19 protein-coding genes are annotated in these 24,657 nt (G+C 68.0%); 5 read left to right on the top strand and 14 right to left on the bottom strand.

Features of this window, described 5'->3' with window-relative positions; translation table 11 throughout:
* The first annotated feature begins 41 nt into the window (after nt 1-41).
* Complete coding sequence (gene gcvP / locus L0977_RS17415) at nt 42-2,936, top strand: aminomethyl-transferring glycine dehydrogenase (RefSeq protein ID WP_234266129.1); 2,895 nt, start codon at nt 42-44, stop codon at nt 2,934-2,936.
* 1 nt (nt 2,937) lies between these two features.
* Here the strand turns inward: gcvP and L0977_RS17410 are convergent, their stop codons facing one another.
* Nucleotides 2,938-4,692 carry an ATP-binding response regulator gene (locus L0977_RS17410; protein WP_234266128.1) on the bottom strand — a complete coding sequence of 585 codons (1,755 nt, stop codon included), beginning with the start codon at nt 4,690-4,692 and terminating at the stop codon, nt 2,938-2,940.
* A complete protein-coding gene (locus L0977_RS17405; RefSeq protein WP_234266127.1) occupies nt 4,682-5,323 on the bottom strand; it encodes a response regulator transcription factor in 642 nt (213 codons plus the stop codon). The genes L0977_RS17410 and L0977_RS17405 overlap by 11 nt, the downstream gene beginning before the upstream one ends.
* Before the next feature lie 254 nt (nt 5,324-5,577).
* Here L0977_RS17405 and L0977_RS17400 point away from each other — a divergent pair, with 254 nt between their 5' ends.
* The 4 genes from L0977_RS17400 to L0977_RS17385 all read left to right on the top strand — a co-directional run bounded on the left by L0977_RS17400 (nt 5,578) and on the right by L0977_RS17385 (nt 9,812).
* Nucleotides 5,578-6,831, top strand: a complete 1,254-nt coding sequence (locus L0977_RS17400; RefSeq protein WP_234266126.1) for a Yip1 family protein — start codon at nt 5,578-5,580, stop codon at nt 6,829-6,831.
* Between the two features lie 81 nt (nt 6,832-6,912).
* The gene (locus tag L0977_RS17395) at nt 6,913-7,317 is read left to right on the top strand and encodes a hypothetical protein (protein WP_234266125.1); all 405 of its coding nucleotides are present in this window, start codon (nt 6,913-6,915) and stop codon (nt 7,315-7,317) included.
* Between the two features lie 3 nt (nt 7,318-7,320).
* Nucleotides 7,321-7,815, top strand: a complete 495-nt coding sequence (locus L0977_RS17390) for a hypothetical protein (protein ID WP_234266124.1) — start codon at nt 7,321-7,323, stop codon at nt 7,813-7,815.
* Nucleotides 7,816-7,877: 62 nt separating this feature from the next.
* Entirely contained in the window at nt 7,878-9,812 is a 1,935-nt protein-coding gene (locus L0977_RS17385; protein WP_234266123.1) for a B12-binding domain-containing radical SAM protein, read from the top strand.
* Nucleotides 9,813-9,831: 19 nt separating this feature from the next.
* Here L0977_RS17385 and L0977_RS17380 read toward each other — a convergent pair whose 3' ends face one another.
* The 12 genes from L0977_RS17380 to L0977_RS17325 form a co-directional block, all read right to left on the bottom strand.
* The gene (locus L0977_RS17380; protein ID WP_234266122.1) at nt 9,832-10,551 is read right to left on the bottom strand and encodes a prepilin-type N-terminal cleavage/methylation domain-containing protein; all 720 of its coding nucleotides are present in this window, start codon (nt 10,549-10,551) and stop codon (nt 9,832-9,834) included.
* A 26-nt stretch (nt 10,552-10,577) separates the two neighbouring features.
* Nucleotides 10,578-11,882: a type II secretion system protein gene (locus L0977_RS17375; RefSeq protein WP_234266121.1), complete on the bottom strand. Its 1,305-nt coding sequence runs from the start codon at nt 11,880-11,882 to the stop codon at nt 10,578-10,580.
* Nucleotides 11,879-13,114 carry a type II secretion system protein gene (locus tag L0977_RS17370; protein WP_234266120.1) on the bottom strand — a complete coding sequence of 412 codons (1,236 nt, stop codon included), beginning with the start codon at nt 13,112-13,114 and terminating at the stop codon, nt 11,879-11,881. The genes L0977_RS17375 and L0977_RS17370 overlap by 4 nt, the downstream gene beginning before the upstream one ends.
* Entirely contained in the window at nt 13,111-15,384 is a 2,274-nt protein-coding gene (locus L0977_RS17365) for a hypothetical protein (protein ID WP_234266119.1), read from the bottom strand. Before L0977_RS17365 ends, L0977_RS17370 begins: the two co-directional genes overlap by 4 nt.
* Nucleotides 15,384-16,649: a type II secretion system F family protein gene (locus L0977_RS17360; RefSeq protein ID WP_234266118.1), complete on the bottom strand. Its 1,266-nt coding sequence runs from the start codon at nt 16,647-16,649 to the stop codon at nt 15,384-15,386. The genes L0977_RS17365 and L0977_RS17360 overlap by 1 nt, the downstream gene beginning before the upstream one ends.
* A 2-nt stretch (nt 16,650-16,651) precedes the next feature.
* Nucleotides 16,652-18,322, bottom strand: coding sequence for a GspE/PulE family protein (locus tag L0977_RS17355; RefSeq protein ID WP_234266117.1), 1,671 nt, complete (start codon nt 18,320-18,322; stop codon nt 16,652-16,654).
* Entirely contained in the window at nt 18,306-19,886 is a 1,581-nt protein-coding gene (locus L0977_RS17350; RefSeq protein WP_234266116.1) for an ExeA family protein, read from the bottom strand. The genes L0977_RS17355 and L0977_RS17350 overlap by 17 nt, the downstream gene beginning before the upstream one ends.
* Nucleotides 19,883-20,716 carry a tetratricopeptide repeat protein gene (locus L0977_RS17345; protein ID WP_234266115.1) on the bottom strand — a complete coding sequence of 278 codons (834 nt, stop codon included), beginning with the start codon at nt 20,714-20,716 and terminating at the stop codon, nt 19,883-19,885. The genes L0977_RS17350 and L0977_RS17345 overlap by 4 nt, the downstream gene beginning before the upstream one ends.
* A gap of 176 nt (nt 20,717-20,892) precedes the next feature.
* On the bottom strand, nt 20,893-22,581 hold the full coding sequence (mshL, locus tag L0977_RS17340) for a pilus (MSHA type) biogenesis protein MshL (protein ID WP_234266114.1): 1,689 nt from the start codon (nt 22,579-22,581) through the stop codon (nt 20,893-20,895).
* A gap of 56 nt (nt 22,582-22,637) precedes the next feature.
* Nucleotides 22,638-23,402: a prepilin-type N-terminal cleavage/methylation domain-containing protein gene (locus L0977_RS17335; protein WP_234266113.1), complete on the bottom strand. Its 765-nt coding sequence runs from the start codon at nt 23,400-23,402 to the stop codon at nt 22,638-22,640.
* 8 nt (nt 23,403-23,410) lie between these two features.
* Nucleotides 23,411-24,076, bottom strand: a complete 666-nt coding sequence (locus L0977_RS17330; protein ID WP_234266112.1) for a hypothetical protein — start codon at nt 24,074-24,076, stop codon at nt 23,411-23,413.
* Nucleotides 24,073-24,621: a hypothetical protein gene (locus L0977_RS17325; protein ID WP_234266111.1), complete on the bottom strand. Its 549-nt coding sequence runs from the start codon at nt 24,619-24,621 to the stop codon at nt 24,073-24,075. Before L0977_RS17325 ends, L0977_RS17330 begins: the two co-directional genes overlap by 4 nt.
* Between the last annotated feature and the right edge of the window lie 36 nt (nt 24,622-24,657).

Here is a 24,657-nt window from a genome sequence, read left to right as displayed (position 1 = left end):
TGCGCCCGCCCCGCCACCGATTCCGTCTGCCAGGTGCCTCCATGCTGATGCCGTCCGTCAAACCCCTGGGTGAACTCGAAAACGCCAGCGAGTTCATCGCCCGCCACATCGGCATCAGCGAAGCCGATGAAGCCCACATGCTGTCGGTCATCGGCGAGGCCTCGCGCCGCGCCCTGATCGACTCCATCGTGCCACGCAGCATCGCGCGCAGCGCCGGCATGGACCTGCCACCCGCGACCACCGAAGCCGCGGCGCTGGCCGAGCTCAAGGCCATCGCGGCCAAGAACAAGGTCTTCAAAAGCTTCATTGGCCAGGGCTATTACGGCACGCACACGCCGGGCGTCATCCTGCGCAACATCCTCGAAAACCCCGCCTGGTACACCGCCTACACGCCCTACCAGGCCGAGATTTCGCAGGGCCGCATGGAGGCGCTGGTCAACTTCCAGACCATGGTGACCGACCTCACCGGCATGGCGATCGCCAATGCGTCCATGCTCGACGAGGCCACCGCCGCCGCCGAGGCCATGACCCTGGCCAAGCGCTCGGTGAAGGCCAAGGGCAACGTGATCGTGGTGGCCGGCGACGCGCACCCGCAGACCATCGAGGTGATCCAGACCCGCGCCAAGCCGCTGGGCCTGACCGTGAAGCTGGCGAACTCGGCGCCCGAGTGGGCTGAAGCCCTGAAGGGCGACGACTACTTCGCCGTGCTGGCGCAGTACCCGTCCACCAGCGGCCGCATCGACGACCTGCGCGCCGAGGTGCAGACCGTGCACGCCAAGCAGGCCGCCTTCATCGTCGCCGCCGACCTGCTGGCCCTGACCCTGCTGGTGCCCCCGGGCGAGTTCGACGCCGACATCGTGGTCGGCACCACGCAGCGCTTCGGCATGCCCATGGGCGCGGGCGGTCCGCACGCCGCCTACATGGCCTGCCGCGACGAATACAAGCGTTCCATGCCCGGCCGCCTGGTGGGCGTGAGCGTGGACACCCACGGCAACCCGGCCTACCGCCTGGCACTGCAGACGCGCGAACAGCACATCCGCCGCGAAAAGGCCACCTCCAACATCTGCACGGCGCAGGTGCTGCCGGCCGTCGTGGCCAGCATGTACGCCGTGTACCACGGCCCGCAGGGCCTCAAGCGCATCGCCCAGCGCGTGGCCGCCTACACCGCGGTGCTGGCCGCCGGACTACAAAAGCTGGGTCACGCACTGACCAGCGACACGGCCTTCGACACCCTCACCGTCAAGGCCACCGACGCCGCGCAAGCCCAAGACTTCGTGGCCAGGGCGCTGGCACAGGGCGCGAACCTCAAGCTCTCGTGGACACAGTACGTGAGCATGTCGCTCGACGAAACCACCACGCGCGAGGACATCGCCCTGCTGTGGTCGGTGTTCGCCGCCGAAGGCCAGGCCTTGCCGACCTTCGACGCGTTCGAGAAAGGCGTGGAGCCGCTGATCCCGGGCGACCTGCGCCGCACCAGCGCGTTCCTCACGCACCCGGTGTTCAACAGCCACCACAGCGAGACCGGCATGCTGCGCTACATCCGCGCGCTGTCCGACAAGGACCTGGCGCTGGACCGCAGCATGATCCCGCTGGGCTCCTGCACCATGAAGCTCAACGCCACCAGCGAGATGATCCCCATCACCTGGCCAGAGTTTGCGGGCGTGCACCCCTTCGCCCCGGCCGACCAGCTGCAGGGCTACAAAGAACTGGACGAACAGCTGCGTGCCTGGCTGTGTCAGGCCACGGGCTATGCCGGCATCAGCCTGCAGCCCAACGCCGGCTCGCAGGGCGAATACGCCGGCCTGCTGGCGATCCAGGCCTTCCACGCCTCGCGCGGCGAAAGCCACCGCACCATCTGCCTGATCCCCTCGTCGGCCCACGGCACCAACCCCGCGTCGGCCCAGATGGCGGGCCTGCAGGTGGTGGTGACCAAGTGCGACGAGAACGGCAACGTCGACATGGCCGACCTGAAGGCCAAGTGCGAACAGCACAGCGCGAACCTGGCGGCGGTGATGATCACCTACCCCTCGACGCACGGCGTGTTCGAGACCACGGTCAAGGAACTCTGCGCCCTGGTGCACCAGCACGGTGGCCGCGTCTATGTGGACGGCGCCAACATGAACGCCTTGGTCGGCGTGGCCGCGCCGGGCGAATTCGGCGGGGACGTCAGCCACCTGAACCTGCACAAGACCTTCTGCATCCCCCACGGCGGTGGCGGCCCGGGCGTCGGCCCGGTCTGCGTGGTGAAAGACCTGGTGCCCTTCCTGCCCGGTCACGCCACCGGCGGCGTGCAGAGCGGCGTCGGGGCTGTCAGCGCGGCGCCCCTTGGCAACGCGGCGGTACTGCCGATCAGCTGGATGTACATCCGCATGATGGGGGCCAACGGCCTGCAACACGCCACCGAAGCGGCCATCCTGAGCGCCAACTACATCAGCAAACGCCTCAAGGACCACTACCCCACGCTCTACGCCAGTGCCAATGGGCACGTGGCACACGAATGCATCCTGGACCTGAGGCAACTGAAGGAAACCAGCGGCGTGATGGCCGAAGACGTGGCCAAACGCCTGATGGACTACGGCTTCCACGCGCCCACGCTGAGCTTCCCGGTGGCCAACACGCTGATGGTCGAGCCGACCGAGAGCGAGACGCTGGAAGAGCTGGACCGCTTCATCGACGCCATGATCGCCATCCGCGACGAGATCCGCCGCATCGAAAAGGGCGAATGGCCGCAGGACGACAACCCGCTGAAAAACGCACCGCACACGGCAGCCAGCGTGCTCGCGAGCGGATGGGCCCACCCCTACCCGCGCGAGCTGGCGGCGGCCCAGGGCCGCGCAGTCAACACCAAATACTGGCCCTCGGTGGGGCGCGTCGACAACGTCTACGGCGACCGCAACCTGTTCTGCAGCTGCGTGCCCATCGCCGAACTGGCCTGACTCAGGACCCGGTACCTGGCGCCAGGCCGGATGCCCCCACCAGGTGGGCCGACAGCAGCGCCCGCAGCCGCAGCGGGCGCACCGGCTTGCGCATCACGAGGAATTCCTCGCGGGCCATCTGGACACGCTGCTCGTCCTCCCCCGTGATCAGCACCGCCAGCTTCAGCGCTGGTTGCAGAGCCCGGGCCTGGCGCAGCACCTCGACGCCATCCGGCTCGCCCGGGAGCCGCCAGTCGCACAGCACCGCGTCAAAAGGATCGCGCCGCAGCCATTCCAGCGCCGGCGCCGCCGAGGTGGTCGCCTGCACCGACAGCCCCCAGTTGCCCAGCAGTTGGACCAGCGCATCGCGCACAGCCGCGTTGTCTTCCACCACCAGCACCCGCCCGCGCAACTCGGTGCCCGTGAGCGGCGCCGGCGAGACCATGGGTGCCGCCGGCGGTTCGCTGCGCGGCACCTGCAGGGCAAAAACCGACCCGTGACCGGGGCGGGAGCGCAGCGTCACCGGCGTGCCCAGCAGCGCCGCGATGCGGCGCACGGTGGGCAGGCCCAGACCGTTGCCGAGCGTGGGGTCGCGCTCGGGGTTGTGCAACTGCACGAACTCTTCAAAGATGATCTCCCACGACTCGGCGGGAATCCCCACGCCGGTGTCGATCACGGCGATCTGCCAGGCATTGCCCCGGGGCCGCAGGACCAGCAACACCCCACCGCGTTCGGTGTAGCGAATGGCGTTGCTCAGCAGGTTGGAAATCATGCGCTCCAGCAGCACCGGGTCCCCCAGACCCCAGGCGGGCGTCGTGTGCAGGCGCAGACGCAGGCCCTTGCGGCGGGCCGCCTCCTCGTACATCCGCACCATGCGTTCGAGCAGCCCGGCCAGGTTCACGGGCTCCGGCACCGGCGTGATCTTGCCGGCGTCCAGGCGCGAGATGTCCATCACGCTTTCCAGCAAGCGGTCCAGGGCTTCCAGGCACTGGCCCATGCTGGCCACGGCCTGAGGGTGGGGTTTGCCGGACGCAATGACCGACAGGTACAGGCCGATGGCCTGCAGGGGCTGGCGCAGGTCGTGGCTGGCCGCGGCAAAGAACCGGGTCTTGGCCGCGTTGGCCTCGTGCAAGGCGGCCGCCTGCTCGCGCAACTCCTGCACCAGGGCGCTGTTCTCGTGCCGCAGTTCGATCAGGTGGCGCAGGGTGCGCGCGTGCTGGCGGCCGTAATAGAGCAGGTAGGCCAGCAGCAACAGCATGCCCAGGCCCAGAAAGCGCACGTCGGTCACCGGCTCCCAGAGCGCCCGCAGCGCGAACGGGCCGATCAGCAGCGGCAGAAAGAGCCAGGACACCCGCGGGTGGTGGGCGTGCGCGCCGATGCTGCCGGCAGCGGTGCCCCCGAGCACAAGCGCCCAGGCAAACAGCACGGACACGTGCGACGGGTCGAAAAACAGCACCGACGATGCGCCCCAGTACACAGCCAGCAGCGTCGCGTCGACCAGGGTGCGAAAGGCCTTGCGCTGGGCATCCATCGGCGCGGCGACAGCGCCGTGTCGCCAGCGCCTCACACTGCCCGCGATCAGGCGCCAGGTGTGCACCAGCAGCAGCCCGGCCAGCCAGGCGAGCAGCCCCGGCCAGGGCCGGTGCTGGGCCATCACCACCACCAGCAGGGTGGCGGCCACGAGGTTGGTGACGATGGAGCCACGCAGCGCGCGCGACAGGCTGCGGATGCTGTCCTCGAAGACCAGCCGCTGGTCTGCGGGGTTTTCAGAAGGCATCGTCGGCGGCCGAGCGGACCATCATCACCGCCTGCAGGCGGTTGGCGGCCCCCATCTTGGCGAAGATGGCGTCAAGATGGTTCTTCACCGTGGCCGGCGAGATGCCCATCTGCTGGGCAATCACCTTGTTGCTGGCCCCGGTGGCCAGCAACCGCAACACGGCCATCTGGCGGGCCGTGAGGCCGAAGGGACCGCAGGCGCCCAGGCCGTTGTGGTGCACCGCTTCGGCCAGGTCGAAAACGGTTTCCCCCCGGGCCAGGCGCTCCAGCGCGGTGATCAGGGCGTCGATTTCGAGCGATTTGGGCAGGTAGGCCACCAGCCCCGCCTCGCGGGCGCGCACCGGCAGGCTGTTGTCTTCGGCGCCCGACATCAGGCCGACCGCGATGTGAGCGTGGCGCCGCCGCAGGGCCTGGGCCGCGCTCAGCCCGTCTTCGCCGGGCATGCGGTAGTCGAGCAGCACCAGGTCGAAGGCTTCGGCTTCGCGGACCAGCAAGGCGTCGGCCTCTTCGGCCGAGGCCACGGCCTGCACCCGCAGGCCGGGCGCGCTGGTGCGCAGCGCCATGGTCAGCCCATCGCGCAGCAGGGGGTGGTCGTCCACCAGCAGCAGGCCGAAATCGTCGAGCCTGTCCACGTCGTCTCTGTCCTTTTCAGCCATGGCGACGAAGAATAGCGCAGCCCATTCCCGAAGGCGATAGGCCGATCGGTCCCCCGCCTGCCCTGGGCACCCTTGCGTGCGCGCACCTTGGGCCGTTCGGCCTATGGACGCCCCTGTCAGCGGCGACGACACTGGCGCGGCCCTGGCGAAGGCGCTCGAACCGCCTTCGCGAACCCTGCCCCGCCCCCTGGCGCCGGCAGTCTGCCCGGCCCATTTCACAGAGTTGCATCATGAACACGGCATCATCCCCCGCTCTCGCCCCCTCGCTGCTCCAACGGGTGCAGGCCATCCTGCTGCGTCCGCGCGAGACCTGGTCCGACATCGCGGCCGAGGACGGCGACATCGCCCGCATCTACAAGGGCTACCTGATCTACCTGGCCGCCATTCCCGCCGTGGCGGGCTTCATCGGCCAGAGCCTGGTCGGCATCGGTGCGTTCGGCTTCTCGGTGCGCGTTCCCATCGTCCAGGGTCTGGTGAGCATGGTGGTGGGCTATGCGCTGTCGCTGGCGATGGTCTATGTACTGGCCCTCATCGCCAACGCCCTGGCCCCGAAGTTCCAGGGCCAGCAGAACCTGCCGTCGGCCTTCAAGCTGGTCGCCTATGGCGCCACGGCCGGCATGGTGGGCGGCATCTTCTCGGCCGTGCCGTCGCTGTCCATGCTCGGCCTGCTGGCCGCGCTGTATTCCATCTACCTGATCTACACCGGCATTCCGGTGCTGATGCAGGCGCCGCAGGACAAGGCCATCGGCTACACGGTGGCACTGGTGGTCTGCGGCATCGTGGCCGGCATCCTGATCGGCCTGCTGACTTCGCTGGTCACGCCGGGGGGCATTGGCGGGACGGGCCCCCGCGGTCCCGTCATCGGCAGCGCCTCGCCAGGCGTGAGCATCACCGTTCCAGGCACCGACATCAAGATCGACACCAGCCGCATCGAAGCCGCCAGCCGCGAGATGGAAAAAGCCCAGGCCAGCGGCGACAGCCAGGCCGCCGGCAAGGCGCTGGGTGACATGATGGGTGCGGCCCTCGGTGGCCAGGGTGGTGCGCCCTTCCCGCCCGAAACGCTGCGCGGCTTCGTGCCCGACAAGCTGGCCGGCATGACGCGATCGCGCATCGAAGCGCGCTCGGACAGCGCCATGGGCATCCAGATCAGCAGCGTCAGCGCGCAATACACCGCCGACAACCAGGAACTGGAAATCGAGGTGCAGGACGTCGGGGCCGTGCCCGCGCTCGCGATGGCCATGACCGCCTGGTCGCGCACCACCATGGAAAGCGAAACCGACGGGGAAGTCGAACGGGTCTACCGGCGCGGCGACATCGCCATCAAGGAGCGCTACCAGAAGGACGGCAGCGCCTCCGATGTGGCCCTGCTGCTGCCCAACGGGGTGATGCTGCAGGCCAACGGCAGCCTGCCGGTCCAGCAACTGCACGAAGCCCTTTCGACCCTGGGGCTGGACCAGCTCGCCCGCCTCAAGCGGCCGTCCTGACACGGGATCGTCAGTGGCCTGCCAGCGCGCCGCCGCGATCCAACAACGCATGAAGATGCCCCGCTGTCCAGCAAGGAACACATGACATCCCTGCAAACCCTCATCGGCACGGTCGCGGCACTGGCCGCTCTGAGCGCAGCCGCCCAGTCCGCCAACGTCCCCGTCACCTTCGTCGGCACAGCCGGCACGGGCACCATGGCCACCTGCGAACTGAGCGTCAAAGCCCAGAACAAGATGGACCGCAAGCTCCTGGCGCTGGTGGTGGAATACCAGGCACTGGATGCCGCCAGCGGCAAACCGCTCGCGGGTGGCCTGAATTCGGCCACGGTCGGTGGGCTCGCCCCAGGTGGAAACACCGAGCAGCCCGTGGGCACGGCCCACGCGGCCTGCGAACGCGTGCGCCTGCAGGTCACGAAGACCCAGTGCGTGACCCGGGGTTGCCAACCCGGCTTTGCCCAGCAGGGCCTGGCCGGCCTGCAGCCCTGAGCCGTGCGCATCCCCGCATCCGCCCTGGCCGGCTGGCTGATCGGAAGCGCCCTCTGCGGCGCACCCGCGACCGCGGAGCCGGCGTCGACCATGCAGTCGGCGCAGGAACGTGCCCAAGAGCGCCCCGTGGGGCCGTGGCAGGGCCACTGGCGCATCGTGCGCAACGACCCGCGCATCCGCACCCGCGCCGGCGCCCTGGTGCTGCGCATGCAGGTCATCCAGGACGCCGGCAGCGCCATCGCCGAAGTCGACTGGGTCACCGACCGCGCCATCTGCGAAGACCCCATGGCCGCCCCCTGTGAATGGGTCGGCCAGAGCGGGCGCCAGACCGCCCTGGTGATCGGAACCCGGCTGGTGATGGCCCTGCCGCTGTCGGCCGACGCGTCGGACCCCCACTGGATCCAGCTCGACCGCCCACTGGCTGGCGCGCCCGGGCGCCTGTGGGCCGGTTTCGGATCGCAACGCGACACCCTGGAGCTGCAACCCGGCGGGCGCTGACCCCGCTGCGGGGGGGCAGGCACATGGGCTAAGCTCGGGGACCGCCCCACCTTGCTGTCCCCATGACCACGCGCTTTCGCGTGCTGAGCCTCATCCCGCCGATGACGCAGCTCAACACGCCCTACCCGTCCACCGCCTATCTCACCGGTTTCCTGCGCTCACGCGGCATCGACGCGGTGCAGGAAGACCTGGCGCTGGCGCTGGTGCTCAAGCTGTTCACGCCCGCCGGGCTGGAAGCGCTGCGGGGCCGGGCACTGGCCTTGCCCGAGGCGCAGCGCCCGGCCAGCGTGCACAGCTTCCTCGACCAGTTCGACGCCTACCGTGCCACCATCGGCCCGGTCATCGCCTACCTGCAGGGGCGGGACTCGACCCTGGCCTACCGCATCGCCGCACGCGGCCTGCTGCCTGAGGGCCCGCGTTTTTCGGCGCTGGAGAACTACCAAAACATGGACGATGGCGACGACAGCGGCGACCCGCTGGGCTGGGCCTTCGGCGCCCTGGGCGTGCAGGACAAGGCGCGCCACCTGGGCACTCTGTACCTGAACGACCTGGCCGACGTGATCCGCGACGCGGCCGACGAACGCTTCGAGTTCGTGCGTTACGCCGAGTCCCTGGCCAGCAGCCAGCCCAGCTTCGACCCGCTGGCCGCCGCGCTGGCCGCGCCGCCCACCCTGGTCGACCAGTTGCTGCAGGGCTTGGCCCTGGCCGCGATCCATCGGCACCAGCCCACGCTGGTACTGCTCTCGGTGCCCTTTCCCGGCGCCATGTACGCGGCGCTGCGCATCGCCCAGAGCATCAAGGCCCAGAACCCGCACATCCGCATCGGCCTGGGTGGCGGTTTCGTGAACACCGAACTGCGCGAGCTGAAAGACCCGCGCGTGTTCGACTTCGTCGACTACGTGACGCTGGACGCGGGCGAACGCCCGGTGCTGTCGCTGATCGAGCACCTGCGCGGCGAACGCGGCCGCCAGCGCCTGCAGCGCACCTTCCTGCGCGAGAACGGCGCCGTGAAGTATGTGAACCTGGCCGAGCCCGACATCCCGTTCGAGGACGTCGGCACGCCCACCTGGGACGGCCTGCCGATCGACCGCTACCTGAGCCTGCTGGACATGCTCAACCCCATGCACCGGCTCTGGAGCGACGGGCGCTGGAACAAGCTGACCGTGGCCCACGGCTGCTACTGGAAAAAATGCAGCTTCTGCGACGTGGGCCTGGACTACATCGGCCGCTACGAAACCGCCACCGCCGCCACGCTGGCCGACCGCATCCAGAAGATCATCGAGGAAACCGGCCAGACCGGTTTCCATTTCGTCGATGAGGCGGCGCCGCCCAAAGCCCTCAAAGCCCTGGCCGAAGAGCTGATCCGGCGCGACCTGCAGATCAGCTGGTGGGGCAACATCCGCTTCGAAAAGACCTTCACCCCCGAGCTGGCGGAGCTGCTGGCGCAAAGCGGCTGCATCGCCATGAGCGGCGGGCTGGAAGTGGCCAGTGATCGCCTGCTCCAGCTGATGAAAAAAGGCGTGAGCGTCGAGCAGGTGGCGCGCGTCACCCGGGGCTTCACCGATGCCGGCATCCTGGTGCACGCCTACCTGATGTACGGCTTTCCCACCCAGACGCTGCAGGACACGGTGGACGCGCTGGAATACGTGCGCCAGCTGTTCGAGAACGGCTGCATCCAGAGCGGCTTCTTCCACCGCTTCAGCTGCACCGTGCATTCACCCATCGGCCAGAACCCGGCCGACTACGGCATTCAACTGATTCCGCTGCCCGAAGTCACCTTCGCCAAGAACGACATCGGTTTCGTCGACCCCACGCCCATGCCGCCGGGTGTGGACCACGACGTGCTGGGCCAGGGCCTGCGCAAGGCGATCTACAACTACATGCACGGCCTGTGCGTGGAAGACGACGTGCGCCGCTGGTTCGAGCACCTGCCCTGCCCGGTGCCGCGTCCCACGGTCAAGCGCGGCCGGATTGCCCGCGCGCTGGCGGCGGGCTGAGCCCGACCGCCTCCCCGGCTCACTGCATCATCTGGAACCACGCGGTGGTCACGGCCACCTGGTCTTCGTCGCGCGAGGTCGGCGTCGTCGTGCCGTAGGCCATGCGGTCATCGATGGGCCAGATCTGGCCCGTGGTCACGGCGGTCGAATTGGCGTAGCTGACATCGCGCAGACGGCCGAAGCGGGCATCGCCGCGGCCATCGATCTGCTGGTCGAGCATGCCGGCCAGCGAATAGGTCACGCTCTTGAGCACCATCACGTTGCGCTGGCGCGAAACATAGGTACCCACGGTGGCACCGGGTTCGGCCCAGGCCACATTCTGGAAGCACACCTGCACTTCCTGCGGGTTGCCGTTGCTGTCGAGGTAGGCGTAGCGATCCTGCATGCCTTCGGCGCGGCCTTCGGGCAAGCGGATGCCGGCCGCCAGGAAGGCGTTGATCAGCGTATTGCCACACAGCTCGGTGGTGTTGGCGTTGACCTGGCCCGTGGGCGTGATGGCGTTGTCGCCCGGCGGATAGCCCACGCCGTTGATGTAGGCCTCATAGGCCAGTTGCCAGCCTTGCACGAAGTCGGTGGACAGGCGCTGGTTGGCCGCGGTGCGCTGCAGGTCGCGCCCCACCGCAGCAGCGCCCAGCAGCAGACCGATGGCCAGCAAGGCGATGGTCAGTTCAAGCAGCGAAAAGCCCTGCTGGCGACGCAGGCCGAAGGCGCGGAGGTTCGTCAGGTTCTGGTGGGTCATGGTAGTTACCTCAAGGCCGAAAGGTGTCAGTAGCCGATGGCATCGCCGATCAGGGCATTGCGATTGATGGAGATGGACAGATCGGTGGCAGCCGTGGTCCGCGTGGCGAAGTCTTCCCAGACGTCCCAGGCCTCGTCACGCGAGGCGATGGCGTCGTACTGGGCATATCCGGCGGCAGCTGCCGCCAGGGCAGCGGTGGCAATGCCGGCGGCCGCCAGACCAATCTGGAACGAACGGGCACCCGCCGACATGGTGGTGTCGGCGGTGGCGGACACCATTTCCTTGGCCGCATCGAGAATGGCCGATGCGGCACTCGCCACCCCGGCCGCCGCGGCAAACACGTCGGCATCGGCGAGCTTCCATGCGACGTACAGCTGGTCGCGGTAGTCGTAGAGCGCACGCTCGAGCACGAAGGCGCTGGTGGCCGCATTGAAGTGCGCGTGCATCGCCGCCGACAGGGCCGCGCCACAGTGCAGCTGCGAGAACAGCTCGGAATGGCTGACCGAGATGACCTGGTCGTCGTAGTTGTTGGTGATCAACGTGCTCGGCGACTCGAAGGTCGGGCTGGCGTTGGTTGCGGTGCCGTTGGCGCCGTCGAACCGGTTGCCGGTGCCGCTGGCGTTGAGCATGCCGGGCGCCGCGATGACAAAAGCCACCGCCTGCCGGCTGCCCCGTGCGTTCACGCCCAGGTTGCCGGCCGGTGCCACGATGTTGTCGCTGGCCGTGTTCAGCGCCAGGCAGACATCGATAAGGTTGGTCGCAGACCCCACCGGGGTGGCCGGACAAGGCGGCCCATTGCTGGCATCGCAAGAGCCGGACAGCGGATCGCTGAACGACCCCGACTGCGTGGCGCCCAGCAGGTTGGCCGCGCTGGCCACCGGCAAGGGGGGCAGTTGCCCATTGGGCGCGGTGTTGTTCTGCGGCCGCGGGGACGGCGTGGCCACCCGCAACGGGTTCATGCGGTCCTTGAGCACGGCGAGATCGCGGTCCTCGTGCGCGGTGGTGGAGGCCTGGCGGTACACCCCGTAGCGCAATTGCCCGGCCTCGGGGCGCGGCAAACCCAGGGTGCGCCAGGGCACATAACCCACCTGCCCGGCGCCACAGTTTTCCGTGCCCAGGGTGTCGAGCGCCGGACACGGCATGCGGAAATTGGCGTGCACGAACCCGATCACCGCTTCGCGCACCTGGACCTGGGTGTCCATCTGGCGGGTGGACACGCGCTGCCGCTCGGACAATTGCCAGAACACCACCGCGCCCAGCAACACGATGCCCAGCGCCAGCAGCGCCACGGAGAGTTCGACCAGGGAGAAACCCCGTTGGAGTCGCTTCATGGGTTCAGCCCCTTTTCATCCAGCGTGATCGCCTGTGCCAGCGTGAGCCGCAGTGTGTCGAAAATGTGCACGGCGTAGTCGTTGGCGGCATCCAGCTTGTCTTCGGCGTCGGCCAGTGCGTCCTGGGCGTCCGACAGCTCCTGAGCCGACATCGCCACGTCGGTGATGGCCAGCGCCATGTTGACGGCCGCCATGGCAATGGTGAAAGCGGTCAGGCCTTCGGTGTTGGCCGCCGAAGCGATGCTGATCGCCGTGCTGGCCGTGGCCAGCGCCAGGCCCATGGCCGACATCACGACGCCCGCTTCCGCCGCCTGCAAGGCCGACTCGGCCGAGATGATGTCGTAGGCCCGCAGCGACCAGTACTCCTGCATCACCCGCGTGTTGTCGTAGGCCGCAAAAGCCCCCTGGGCCGCGGCCTGCATCTCGCCCAGGCGCGCCACACATCCCAGACGCATGGAGAGGTCGGCCGGACCGACGGCCAGGCTGATGTCGTCGTAGTTGACGTCCTGCGCACGGCCAGGCAGGTCGAAGTGGAAGCTGGGGTTGGCGCCGACAGCGTTGTTGCCGTCGAAGCGGTTGTTCTCCCCAGGGTGCACCACCACAAAGGCGACGGGCAAGGCGGTGGACGCATTGCCGGCGGTCAGCGCCCCGGCCACGCCCGGATTGCTGGCGTGGCGACGCAGCACGTTGCACCAGTCCAGGCCGTTGACCACGGTGCGGCGCCCGGTGGCCTGCGTCAGCACCGTCTGCAACTGGTTGCGTGCGTTGGTGACGGCGGCCGGCACGGTCGACAGGTCGGGCGGCAATGTGGGTACACCCGAGAATGTGCGATTGAGATCGGGCGATGCCGCCGCCCAGGGGGTCGCCGTGAGGTTCGGCACCTGGGCCAGATTGACACCACCTCCGGTGTTCACGCCGTAGTGCAGCCGGCCAAAGTCGCTGCTCAGGCCCAGCGTGCGCCAGGGCAGAAACACGGCTGTGGCGCTGCCGCAAGCCTCAGTGCCGCCGGTATCGGGTGCCGCGCAGGGCAGCCGGTGGCGCGACAGCACGAAGCCTTCGATCGCGGCCTGCGCTTCGTTGAGCTGGCGCTGGATCTCGGGGCGCGTCATGGGAGCGGTGATGGCCGCCACCCAGCGCCAGACCATGATGCCGACCAGGCCGATGATGACCAGCGCCACCCCCAGTTCCACCAGGGAAAAGCCACGCTGTTTGTGCAGGAAACGCGGCCTCATCGCGTGCCACCCTTTCGGTCAACGTTGATCAGCAATGCCTCGGGAATGTCCGGTGGCATGGGGCCCACGCCGGTGCCCGTGATCGTGCACTCGGGCATGTCCTGGGCAGCATCCTGGGCCTGCGCCAGGTTGGCATTCGCCGTATTCACCCGGTCCACCGCCGCAGGGCGCCGCCCCTGCAAGGCCGTGAGTTCTTTCTGCCGGACGCTGGGCATGACCAGCTTGCTGTCGTCTGCCGGCCACGATACCCCCCAGGTGTTGCCTGTGCCCCCCATCAGATCGGCGATCGCGTTGCGCACGACGCTCGTCCGGTTGGTGACGGGGTAGTCCGTGCCGCTGATGTTGATCGTGGCCGGACAGGTGCCCGCGTAGTTGGTGCACTGGTAGGTCGTCGTCAGCCCGGTCGTCACGGAGTAAACGCCGTGGTTGAGCAGGCTCGAATAGGCCGACTGGTAGGTGGAGTTCGCGTTGCCCAGGGCGGTATTGGCGTTGTTGTAGTTGGTCTGGGCGGCGCTGATCTGGCCGGCCACGTTGTCGCGCTCGGTCACGGCGCGGTCGCGTTCGGTCACGATTTCGGTGGTGTCGCCCGAGTCGCGGTAACGGATGAGCAACTCCCGGTCGGCCATCAAGGACAGTTGCTGCAACTGCAGGGCCTGCTTGGTGTCCGGGTTGGTTTCGGCATCGATCTGGGTCTGCAGGTTGTTGATCTGCGTCTGCAAGCTGTTGATCTGCGTGTTCAGCGCCCCCGTGTTCGCCGGTCCGGTCAGGTTGTTGAGAATGTTGTTGTATTTGGTGACCGAAGCGTTCCAGTTGTTGTACTGGTCATTGAGCAAGGTGAGCTGCGATTCGGCGGTATTGAAGTTGGCGTCCGCCGTGTACCAGGCATCCCCCGCATTGATCAGGTTGGTGACCTTGTAATCGATGGATGAAGACGCCTGGCTGGCGCGCACGGTGGCATACAGGCTGTTGATCGAATTGGTTCGTGCCGTGTTGGCGGCACCCAATTGGCCCTGCTTGGTCAGGATGTCCGCATCAAGCTCGGCCAGCGCGTTGGTGGCGTCGGTCACCTCCTGCTGCGCCGCCGCGATGATGTCGTCGGGATTCGGGGTCGGGCCGCAGCTCAGGTCGCTCACGTCGATCTCGTTGTCGGCCAGGGCCAGCGCTTCGCCCGCCTTGACGGCGGCGACGATGTTCAAGGCGATGGACGCGATGTTGGCCGCCATCACCCCGCCGGTCAGCGCAATCGCCGCAGTGTGCTGGGGCGCCGCCGCACAGGCATTCACCGCCAGGCCGAGCGTGGCCGCACACAGCGCCCAAGCCACCGCCGCATTGCCGGCTTCCGAGGCGCCTTCAATGATCAGCGCGGCGGTTTCCACCGCCGTCACACCGGCGCCGATGGAGGCAAAAATGATGGCCTGTTGCGCCGCCTCGATGTTGTCATCGCGCATGTCGGCCACCTGCTCCGACACGTCCAGGCCCAGCGCCACCATGTTGATCGAATCGATCAGCGGCTGGCACTGGAAGGCCGATCGCAGGCTGGCAAACGAGCGCTCGAAAACCACGTCGTCGTAGGTGGAGAGCAACGGCGCCTTGGCCGGGTCTTCCACTTCGTTGGCATCCGTCTGGTTGGCGCCGTCGAACAGCGAACCGGTGGTCGTGTTGCCGTGCATGCCCGGGTGCACCAGCGCATAGGCAACGGTGCGCATGGGCGACGAACGCACGGCCGCTCGACCGCTGGCGTAGGCGGTGTCGACACCGACGGCCAGACGCTGGCACAGGTCGGCCAGGTTCAGGATGTCGTCGGGGTACGGGTTCGCGTCCCGCATGTTGAAGAAGGTGGCCGCGCCGTCGTCGTATTCCAGCGGGCGCCAGGTGTCGCTGAGCACGGTCAGATCCTGATCACCACCGCCGCGCTGCACCAGGTAACGCAGCCGGCCGATGTCGACGCCCGGATCGGCACCCGCCTGCCGCAGCGACTGCGAAGGCAGCCAGCCTTTCTGGGCACTGGTGCCACAGTCTTCCAGCCCGTCGCCGTCTGCATCCGGACACGGCAGCCGGCGCATGACGGTGGCAAACGTGATGATGGCCTGGTCCGCCTGCGACAGCGCGCGGTGTTCCTGCCGCGAAGTCTCGACGAGCGTGCGTTCGCGCCATTCGAGGTAGCCGACCAGCGACAGACCGCCGAGCACGGCCACCAGCAGCAGCACCTTGAGCAGGGTCAGGCCCTGCTGCAGGCGGCGAACTCTCGCGTGTTGTCCGGGGTGCACCATCACCCGACTCCCAATGTTTGACCGACCGACTGACGCACCAGGTCGTAGATCGGCAGCAGCAGCGCCACGATCAGAAAAATGAACAGGCCACCGGCGATCAGAATCAGCGCCGGCTTGATGATTTCGCTCAGGGACTGGACCACGACGTCCAGGCGCTTGCGGTATTCGGCGGCCAGTCGGTCGAGCTGTTTGTCCAGCGACCCCGACTCCTCGCCCACCGAAATCATGCGCACCGCCATGGCGGGAAAGCCGCCCACGCGCCGCATCGAAGCCCCGATGCCTTCACCGCGCGCGACCCCTTCGCGCACACGCATGAGGCGATCGCGGTAGTACTGGTTGGAGGTGGCGCGGGCCAGCACGTCCAGGCTCATCATGAAGTCCAGCCCGGCGCGCACGAGCAGCGACAGGTGTTCGCTGATGAAAGCCATGCCCGACGAGGTCAGCAGCGTGCGCACCACCGGCAGGCGGTGCATGAGTTCGTAGCATGCGCGCCGGAAGCGCGGCACGGAGCGGAACAGCCAGAGCAGCAGCACCACCAGCACCACAAAGCCCACCGCCACCAGCACCATGTAGTGCACCAGCACGTCGGACACGTTGATGAGCCACTGCGTGAGCGGCGGCAGCTTGGCCTGCAACTGCTTGAACAGCTGGGCCAGATTGGGCACCACGTAGTACAGCCAGAAGAAGCCCACGCCCAGGATGGAGGCGAACACCAGCGTGGGGTAAATCATCGCGGTGCGGATGTCGCGGTGGATATCGATCAGCCGCTCGACGTGGGAGGCCGACTCCAGCAGCATGCGGGGCAACGTGCCGGATTCGTCGCCGATCTCGGCCAGGTTGCGCACGGTCTCGGGAAAGACGTCGGGATGGCGGGAGAACGACTGCGGCACGCGCATGCCGGAACCGATGTCCGCATGCACCCTGCGGGCGATGCCCGCGACGCCGCGGTAGCCGGTATCGTCCTCGATCAGGGTCTTGAGCGCGTCCATCATGGGCACGCCAGCGTCGAGCATGATGCCCAGATCGCGCAGGAAGCCGGCCAGGTCCTGCGAACGCACCTGGCTGCGGAAGGTGCGCAGCCGGAAGTCGTTGATGGCGGTGAGCCAGGTCGGCAGCCGCATCAGCGAGAGCACGGTGCCTTCGGTCTCCTGCTCCAGCCGCACGCGCACCGAGTGGTCGCGTTCAACCAGCAGGCGCAGGAAGCCGCTGCGCACCTCGCCATGGGGCAGGAGCACGCGGTAGAAATAGGTGCGGACGGTGCCCATGGTCAGTCCAGCCCCACCGATCGCTGCACTTCGTCCAGGGTCGTCTCACCGGCCAGCACGCGGTGCCGTGCGAGCTGGGCCATGGGCTTGAGGCCCCCGGCTTCGGCCAGTTCGCGCAGGCGCGCCCGCGGCGCATCGGCCACGATGGCGTCGGCCAGTTCGCGGCGCACGGTCAGCACTTCGTACACCGGCACGCGCCCCCGGTAGCCGGTGCCGCGGCAGTGTTCGCAGCCCACCCCGTGGAACAGGCTGGCCACCGGCCGGCCCAGCCAAGCCTGTTCAGCGCTGGTGGCGGGGCGTTCGGTCTTGCAGTGAGGACAGATGCTGCGCACCAGGCGCTGGTTGATCACGGCCACCAGGTTTTCGGCCACCGAGTCGGCGTCAACCCCCAGCAGGCGCAGGCGGGGCACCACCCCGAAGATGCTGCCCACGTGCAGCGTGGACAGCACCAGGTGCCCGGTGGACGAGGCGTCCAGCGCCGCGCGCGCGGTTTCAGGGTCGCGGATTTCGCCCACCAGGATGATGTCCGGGTCGTGGCGCAGGAAGTGCCGCATGGCACTGGCAAAGTCGTAGCCGGCACGGCGGTTGACTTCCGTCTGGCAGGCCACCGGCACCCGGTATTCGACCGGGTCTTCCACCGTCAGCACGTTGCGCTCCACCAGCGGCTGCACGCGCAGCGCGGCATGCAGCGTGGTGCTCTTGCCCGAACCGGTGGGCCCGGTGATGAGCACCAGGCCGTGCGGGCGCGCGAAGGCGCGCTCCATCTCGGCCACGTCCTCATCGAGGAAACCCAGATCCTGCAGGCGATCGAGGTCGCTGCGCTCGGGCAGCAGGCGCAGCGCGATGCGCTCGCCGAACTCCGAGATCATGGTCGACACCCGGATCGTGTAGGCCGCTTCCATCAGATGGATGGAAAAGCTGCCGTCCTGCGGCAGCCGCTGCTCGCTGGCGTCCATCTCGGCCTTGATCTTGATGAAAGCCGTCAGCCGGTCCAGCGAGGGCGGCATGGCGAACATCGGCCGCAGCACGCCGTCGACCCGCATCAGCACCGTGCGGCTCTGGGCCGTGGGGGCGATGTGCACGTCGGTCGCGCGCTCGCGCACCGCCGAATGCAGCACCAGCTCCAGCAGGCGGGTCGGGCTGTAGGCATGGTCGTTGTCGTCGGACAGGCGCCGGATTTCCGTGTCGATCAGCTTTTCGACCGGGTTTTCCTGGAAGTAATAGTGCTGGTGGATGGCATCCACCACGGCGAAGAAGTCGCCCTGCCAGAACAGCACGTCCTGGCCGACGCGGCGCTGCACGATGGCCGCCACGGTCTCGGGCGACGCATCACCCAGCCACACGCGCAGCTTGTCGCCCTCGCGGCGGATCGGCAGGAAGTTGTGCGTCAGGCACAGGCTGCGGTTGAACGCAGCGGCCACCTCGGGATCGATGGCCGGCAGGTCGTGGAACTCGATGCCCCGCTGCAGCGCCAGTTGCCGGGCCAGATCCTTCGCACTGATGAAGCCCAGCTCCACCAGCATGCGGCCCAGGCGCTGGCCTTCGACGGCCTGCTTCTGGCGCGCGTAATCGATCACGACCTGCGTGACCAGCCCGCTGCTGACCAGCATGCGGCTCAGGCTGCGGCGATCGGAAGCCGGCACGCTTTCCATGGCGTCAGGACTCCTGCGCATAAAACCTCTCCAGCAGCAAGCCGCTCAGGGCGTCGATTTCGCCGGTCGGCGGCAGGCCGACACCTTCCTGGAAGCGCTGCAGCGCGCGCCGGCTGCGTTCCCCCCAGATACCGTCGACCTCTTGCGGTGTCAGGCTGCCAAAACGGGTCAGCGCGATCTGCAGGCGCGCGGCTGTGATCCGGTCGGTGGACACGTACCCGGCGGGCGGCGCGCTCCAGCTCAGCCAAGTCTGGCCTTCGCGGGTTTCCAGGCACAGGTCGTCCAGACGGGCCAGGCGCGAGCCGAGCAGGCGCACCGTCGTTTCGCTCAGCGGCTGGCTGACGATCTTGCGCTCGGCCGACCAGGGCCGCGCCGGCTGGCAGACCGCCGACTCGATCACCGGCGCGGGCGCCGGCAGCGGGGCCGCCACGGGCAAGGCATCGCCCGTCGCCGGAGCCAACGCAACCGTGTCGGCCGGGGCCGGTGCGGTGGTTTCGGCGGTGGTCGGCTCCGCGCTGACGGCGGTGCCGGGCGTTGCGGCCGGTGTGTCTTCGGTGGCGGGTGTCGGTGCGATCGGCGCTGTCAGGGCCGCCTGCGCCTGGCGCGGCGGTTGCTGCCAGAGCACGATGCCGATGCCCAGCAGGCCGACAATGACCACCGCATAGGTCCAGCCCGGAATGCCCCCGGTGCTGGCAACTGTTGTCGCGTCCGAGGCCGCAGCGGGCACAGGGACCTGACCGCCGGCCACGCCGGCGACTCCGGTCAGCTCGACGCGGCTGTCGGCAATGGCCTGCCGCATCAGGGCGGCGTCGATCACCTTGGCGTTGTGGGCCGCGAGCCCGTACAGGCAACGGTCCATGATCAGGTGGATCTGGCGCGGCACACCCTGTGTTTCCTGCCACAGCAACTGGCAGGCATCGGCCTGCAGCAGGTAGCTGCCATCGCTGCCGGCCGACTCAAAGCGGAAGCGCACGTAGTCGGCGATTTCCGTGCTGTTGAGTCCGTACAGGCGCGCGTGTTTGACCAGCCGGCTGCGCAACTGGCGCAGACTGTGCTGGGCCAGGGTATCTTCCAGTTCGGGCTGACCGGCCAGCAGGATCTGCAGCAGCTTCTCCTGGTCGGTTTCGAGATTGCACAGCAGGCGGACCAGCTCCAGAGAGCTCGCCGCCAGGTTCTGCGCGTCGTCGATGATCAGCAGGCAGGTCTTGCCTTCGCGGTGGTTGTCCAGCAGGAAGCTGTTGAGCACGCCAATGTCCGAGGACATGGAGCCCGTGCTCTGCAGGCCAAAATCCTGCAGCACCGCCGCCAGCAATTCGGGCCCCTGCAGAAAGGTGTTGAAAACCAGGGCCGACACCACGTTCTTGGTGCCCAGGTCGGCCATCAGGCGGCGCACCAGGGTGCTCTTGCCCATGCCGACTTCCGCCGTCAGCAGCGAAATGCCCTTGCGCGCCAGGATGCAGTGCGCCAGCTCCACCACCTGCTCTTCCAGGTGGGGCGTGGAGAAATAGCACCCGGCGTCGGGGGTGTAGGGAAACGGGTTGCGCACCAGTCCGAGCGCCGCAAGATGGCCGTTGCGCGCGTTCATCGGGCCCCCTCGCTCTGGTTGAGCTGGTCCAGCGCCGAGCGCAGTGCCGACGAGTTGGGGTTCTGCCGCAGCGAGCGCGACAGCACTTCGCGAGCCTGCTCGGGCCGTTGCTGCTGGCGCTCGATCGCGACCAGGGTGAGCGTGGCGTTTTCGTCGCCCGGCACCTTCTCCAGAAGCCGGCGATAGGCACGGCGCGCCCGATCCATGTCGGCCGTCTGGTAGGCGAACCAGGCCTCGGCCCGCCAGCGCGCCGTCGAGCTTTCGGGCAGTCGCGCCTGGACCGCCGCCAGCAGCCGTTGGGCCTGAGGCTCGTCCTTGGCAGCCAGTGCGCGGTTGAGCGCATCGAACAGCTCGCCCAGGTCTTCGGGACCTGCTGCGCCGGAGGCGGCCGCCCGCGGCGACGCCACCGACACCACCGGTTCTGCCCGGGCTGGCGCAGGCGCCACCACGGCGGCCGCAGCGGGCGCCGGGGAAGAAGCCTCAGCCGGCGCCGGCGCCGGCGCGGGAGCCGGCGTTGCGGGCGCCGCCGGGACCGCTGCCGCAGCCACGGCAGCCGCAGCGGCGGGAGACTGGGCAACCGGTTTCGGCGCTGGCGCGCTGGACATGCCATAGGCCATGACCAGCTTGGGCCCGGCGGTGGGCAAAGGCGGCTCGGTCGCCGGCAAAGGCCTTGGCTCGGCCCGAGGCAGCGCCGGTATCGGCGCCGCCGTCGCCAGCGGCGCTTCGGCGTCCACGCGCGCAGCGGCCGGCATGGCGGCCGACACCTTGGGCACGGCCACTGCAGACGCAGGCGCGGACGGTGGCGTGGCCATGCGGCCACCCAGCGCCAAGAATGTTCCTGCCGCCACACCGGCGGCGGCTACCAGGCCACCCAGCCACAAGGGCTTTTGAAACCACGGCGCAGGCTTCGCAGAGGCGACCACAGGGGTCACCGCAGGCTTCACGCCTGCCACGATGGGAGCTGATGCCTGCCGTTCAGTTTGCTTGAGCGCCTGATAGATCAGACTCATAGAATGCGGACACGCAGCACGACGATCAGCTCGCGGGCCGACTTGCTGTCGCCTTCGTGCGTCAGCAGTTTGCCGAAGAACGGCACGTCGGCCAAGTAGGGCACGCCGCTGTTCGAGCCGGAACTCTTCTGGTCGATCAGGCCCCCGACAACCACCACGTCACCATCGTTGACGTTCAGCGTGGTGGTCAGACCCTTGTAGGCGACCTGCGGCAGGCTGACGCGGTTGTATTCGTTGACGTTGACCAGATCCAGGCTCTTGGGATCGACTTCGCTCTGCACCGGGTTGATGAGCAACTCGATGCGGCCGTCTTCACGCAGCATGGGCATCACACCCACCATGACGCCGGAGAACACGGCATCGGTCTGCACTTCGGACGACGTGGTGGTGGCGCCACCGCCGATGTTGTTCTGGGCCGAGCTCGAACGCGACACGTAGCGCTGGCTGGTACCGACCGACAGCATCGCAGGCGTGCCGTTGCGAACCTGGATGTTCGGGTTCGACAGGATGCGCAGGTTGCCGAAGGAACGCAGGGCGTTGATCACGGTCGAGCCGTTCTTGTCCTGGTAGGCCAGGCCACCGCCGGCCGAGCCGGTGGAGGAACCAATGATCCGCGACGGGATGGTCAGCGCGCTCGACAGGTAGTTACCGTTCGAGCCTTGCAGAGCGTTGGTATTGCCCTGCAGCGTCAGCGGATCGATACCGAAGTTCAGCGCCAGACGACTGCGCAGCGCGGTGAAGTCGACGCCCCACTGGTAACCGTCGTTGAGCTGGACGTCGACCAGTTGTGCCTCGATGTAGACCTGCCGCGTGAGCATGTCCTGGGTCTGCTTGATCAGGCGTTCCACGGCGCGCATCTGCGACGGACGGGCCTTCACGAACAGCGTACCGGAAGTGCGGTTGAGCGTGAAACCGTACTGCTGGGCCGGTTGCACGGCCTGCGACGGGTCCTGCTGCGTGCGCGACACGGGGCCGGCGTCGGCCATCAGCCGGCTCTCACCCAGCAGGGCGCGCAGGTTGCTTTCGATTTCGGTGTAGGGATCGGCGCGCGAGGTCGCCGAGGCGTTCATCGACAGGCTGCCGGCGATGGCCGTGTTGCCGCTGTTGATGTTGGAGCCGAACACGTTGCCGCCCGAGCTCAGGTTGAGCTGGGAGTTGACGTTCAGGAAGCCCAGCGAGAAGAAGCGCTCTTCATGCAGGCGGATGCGCATGGTCTGGTTGTTGATCTCGCCAGCCACGTCGTAGCTGCGCAGCACTTCGTTGAAGGCTTCGCGCAGCGACACGTCCTTGAGGAACATGTCGGTCAGCGCACCTTGCTGCACCACGGCCGGCTCGACGATCAGGTTGACCTTGGCGGCATCGGCGAAGGCCGTCAGGATCTGGCTGATGTTGCCCTTGGAAATCGCCACGCTGATCGTCCGGCCTTCCAGCGGGTCGTAACGCGGAGGGGTGGGCTCGATGGCCTTGGCGGCTGCGGTGCGGCGCATTTCCTTGAGCAGCGCTTCCTGCTGGGCCAGCAGCTTCTGCGACTCCGCCGTCGCGACCTCCTGCATCCGCTTCATCGATTCGACATCCGGATTGCTCAGGTTCTTGGCACTCTGGGGCGGAGGCGTCACGCAGGCCGACAGCAAAGTGGCGGAGAGGACTGCAGCGGTCGTTGCCAGTACGGTCTTGCGAGTTTTCATGAGAGAGTGTTGCATGGCAGTGGATGAAGCAGAGTGGTCGAAAAGGATGGTCCGGTTCAGGGCAGGCTCTTGCGAAGCCAGCCGGCCAGTTGGGAGGGTGACTCCGCGAGCACGACGTCGTCGAAGTCGTGACGCATGGGCGCCGAAGGGCTCGCAGCGCAGAGGCTGCCGGTCGTGTGCGGGGCGTCCAGGCGCTCGCCGTCGCCGCTGCGGTCTTTCAGGGGCAGCACGATCCAGTAGGCCACCGACTGCACCTGGTTGCCGGCACAGTCGACAGCGCCGGCGGCGCCACTGTCACCGGTCAGGTAGGGATGGGCCGACACCGTCGCTCCGGCCGTGTTGTTGAGCGCGACGATCAGGTCCGTCACGTCCTGGTAGGTCGCGGTGCCGGGAGTGTCGCCGGTCCGTTCCTTGGTCACCGCCAGATCGGCATCGGCCGCGAGCGCGCCGTTGGCGTTGCGAAAGACCGCATAGCGCGCCTTCATGCCGTCTTCAGGAATCGAAGTGCCCACGCTCACGTACGGAAACCAGCCGATCTGGCCGTTGCCGGTACAGGCACCGGCGGACACGGTTTCGTAACCCTGACCGGTCGTGTCCGGGCAAGGCAGACGCCCATGGCGCATGGCAAAGGCGCGCAACGTCGACTGCATCTGCAGCGCCGTTCCCTGGGCCAGCTCGCGAGCGCGCTGGTTGTTGACGGTTTCGTACGCGCCGAAAGTTGCCCAGGACAGCAGGCTGACCACCACGAGCACGACCGCCACCTCCAACAGGGAGAAACCTCGCTGCTGCAGGGAAGGCCCGCACGGGGCGGCGGCGCGCATGAGCGGCTTCATCCCTTGCTCCCCTGCCCTTCACGGGCATAGGCCTGAAGGGCCTTGGAAGAGCTGGTCAGGCGAAAGCTCAGCTCGCGCATCTCGGCCAGGATGGCCTGCTTGCGCACGACATCGTTGGGCTTGGTGCTCTGCGCCACCTGGGTCAGCTCCCGGCTCAGATCCTGGACACGGGCCGCCTGCGTCAGCGTGTCGCGCAGCAAACCAAAGTAGCGAGGATCCAGCGTGCCGCGAGCCAGACGTTCGATGTCGGCCACCGCCACCTGGGTTTCCGCCAGGGTCACGTTCTGGCCCTTGGCCTGCAACTCGGCCAGCTTGGCGCGGATCTGGGCCCGCACCTGGCGGCGCTCCTCGCGCGTCAGCGTCGATGCCGCGGTGGCCGGGGCGGCCCCGGCGGATGAGGACCACGGGGCCTTGCCCGCATCGGCATTTTGGGCAGTACCCCAGCCCGGCGGCAAACTCGCGGCCGGATCGGATGGCCCCAACCCTCCCGTGCCAGCGCCGTTGCCATCACGGGCCAGGGGCGATACGGCCGTGTCCGAACCCGCGGCCAGGGGCGTAGCAGCAAGATCCGTGGCCGGCGTCGATGCTTTCAACCAGTACGCACCGAGTGCCGCAAGCACCAGCACTCCCGAACCCACACCGAGCCAGAGCGCCTTCTTCATGGCCGGCCTCCCGAGGGATAAGCCCCCAGCACGCGCAGGCGATCCAGCGGCACGGTGACCTGCAAACTGCGGTCCTTGCCGTTGGCAAACGTCACCGAGTCGACCTGGATGGAGCGCACCGTCAGGCCATCGCCCACCGGATCGCCCACCCGCACCAGATGGCCGTTGACCACCGCCTTGCCTTCGGAACCGGCATCCAAAATCACACTGACCACAGGCGGCTCGGGCGGCGCCGGCGGCAGGGCCCGCACCCGCTCACGCGGCATGTCCGGCTGCGCAGGCGCCAGCGCAAACAGCGACGCGGCGGACCCGCCATCCTGACGCATGAGGAAGGACGAACCCGAAGACGAGGCCTCCACCAGCGCCTGCAAGGCATTCTTCAGATCGGCCTGGTCATTGAACTGCTGCGCCGTCGGCGCACTCACCGAAACCTGCGGCGGCGGCAGGCCTCGCCGCTGCTCGCCCAGGCGACCGGCCATGCCCGCCACAGCCAGGACCAGCAAGGCCGTGGCAATAGAGCTGAGGATCAGGGCAACGTATTTCATCGACGGTCTGTTTCGGTAAGCGGTTGTCGGTCATCG

The organism is Hydrogenophaga sp. NFH-34 (assembly GCF_021401345.1).
GTDB classification, from domain to species: Bacteria; Pseudomonadota; Gammaproteobacteria; order Burkholderiales; family Burkholderiaceae_C; genus Hydrogenophaga; species Hydrogenophaga electricum.
The sequence above is the reverse complement of the archived record's forward strand: the minus strand, read 5'-3'. Positions and strand labels throughout refer to the sequence as shown.

Excerpts from the sequence above, each read along its gene's own strand:
- gcvP (WP_234266129.1), top strand. The coding sequence starts at position 42 with ATGCTGATGCCGTCCGTCAAACCCCTGGGTGAACTCGAAAACGCCAGC.
- L0977_RS17410 (WP_234266128.1), bottom strand. The coding sequence starts at position 4,692 with ATGCCTTCTGAAAACCCCGCAGACCAGCGGCTGGTCTTCGAGGACAGC.
- L0977_RS17400 (WP_234266126.1), top strand. The coding sequence starts at position 5,578 with ATGAACACGGCATCATCCCCCGCTCTCGCCCCCTCGCTGCTCCAACGG.
- L0977_RS17395 (WP_234266125.1), top strand. The coding sequence starts at position 6,913 with ATGACATCCCTGCAAACCCTCATCGGCACGGTCGCGGCACTGGCCGCT.
- L0977_RS17385 (WP_234266123.1), top strand. The coding sequence starts at position 7,878 with ATGACCACGCGCTTTCGCGTGCTGAGCCTCATCCCGCCGATGACGCAG.
- L0977_RS17380 (WP_234266122.1), bottom strand. The coding sequence starts at position 10,551 with ATGACCCACCAGAACCTGACGAACCTCCGCGCCTTCGGCCTGCGTCGC.
- L0977_RS17375 (WP_234266121.1), bottom strand. The coding sequence starts at position 11,882 with ATGAAGCGACTCCAACGGGGTTTCTCCCTGGTCGAACTCTCCGTGGCG.
- L0977_RS17370 (WP_234266120.1), bottom strand. The coding sequence starts at position 13,114 with ATGAGGCCGCGTTTCCTGCACAAACAGCGTGGCTTTTCCCTGGTGGAA.
- L0977_RS17365 (WP_234266119.1), bottom strand. The coding sequence starts at position 15,384 with ATGGTGCACCCCGGACAACACGCGAGAGTTCGCCGCCTGCAGCAGGGC.
- L0977_RS17360 (WP_234266118.1), bottom strand. The coding sequence starts at position 16,649 with ATGGGCACCGTCCGCACCTATTTCTACCGCGTGCTCCTGCCCCATGGC.
- L0977_RS17355 (WP_234266117.1), bottom strand. The coding sequence starts at position 18,322 with ATGCGCAGGAGTCCTGACGCCATGGAAAGCGTGCCGGCTTCCGATCGC.
- L0977_RS17350 (WP_234266116.1), bottom strand. The coding sequence starts at position 19,886 with ATGAACGCGCGCAACGGCCATCTTGCGGCGCTCGGACTGGTGCGCAAC.
- mshL (WP_234266114.1), bottom strand. The coding sequence starts at position 22,581 with ATGAAAACTCGCAAGACCGTACTGGCAACGACCGCTGCAGTCCTCTCC.
- L0977_RS17335 (WP_234266113.1), bottom strand. The coding sequence starts at position 23,402 with ATGCGCGCCGCCGCCCCGTGCGGGCCTTCCCTGCAGCAGCGAGGTTTC.
- L0977_RS17330 (WP_234266112.1), bottom strand. The coding sequence starts at position 24,076 with ATGAAGAAGGCGCTCTGGCTCGGTGTGGGTTCGGGAGTGCTGGTGCTT.
- L0977_RS17325 (WP_234266111.1), bottom strand. The coding sequence starts at position 24,621 with ATGAAATACGTTGCCCTGATCCTCAGCTCTATTGCCACGGCCTTGCTG.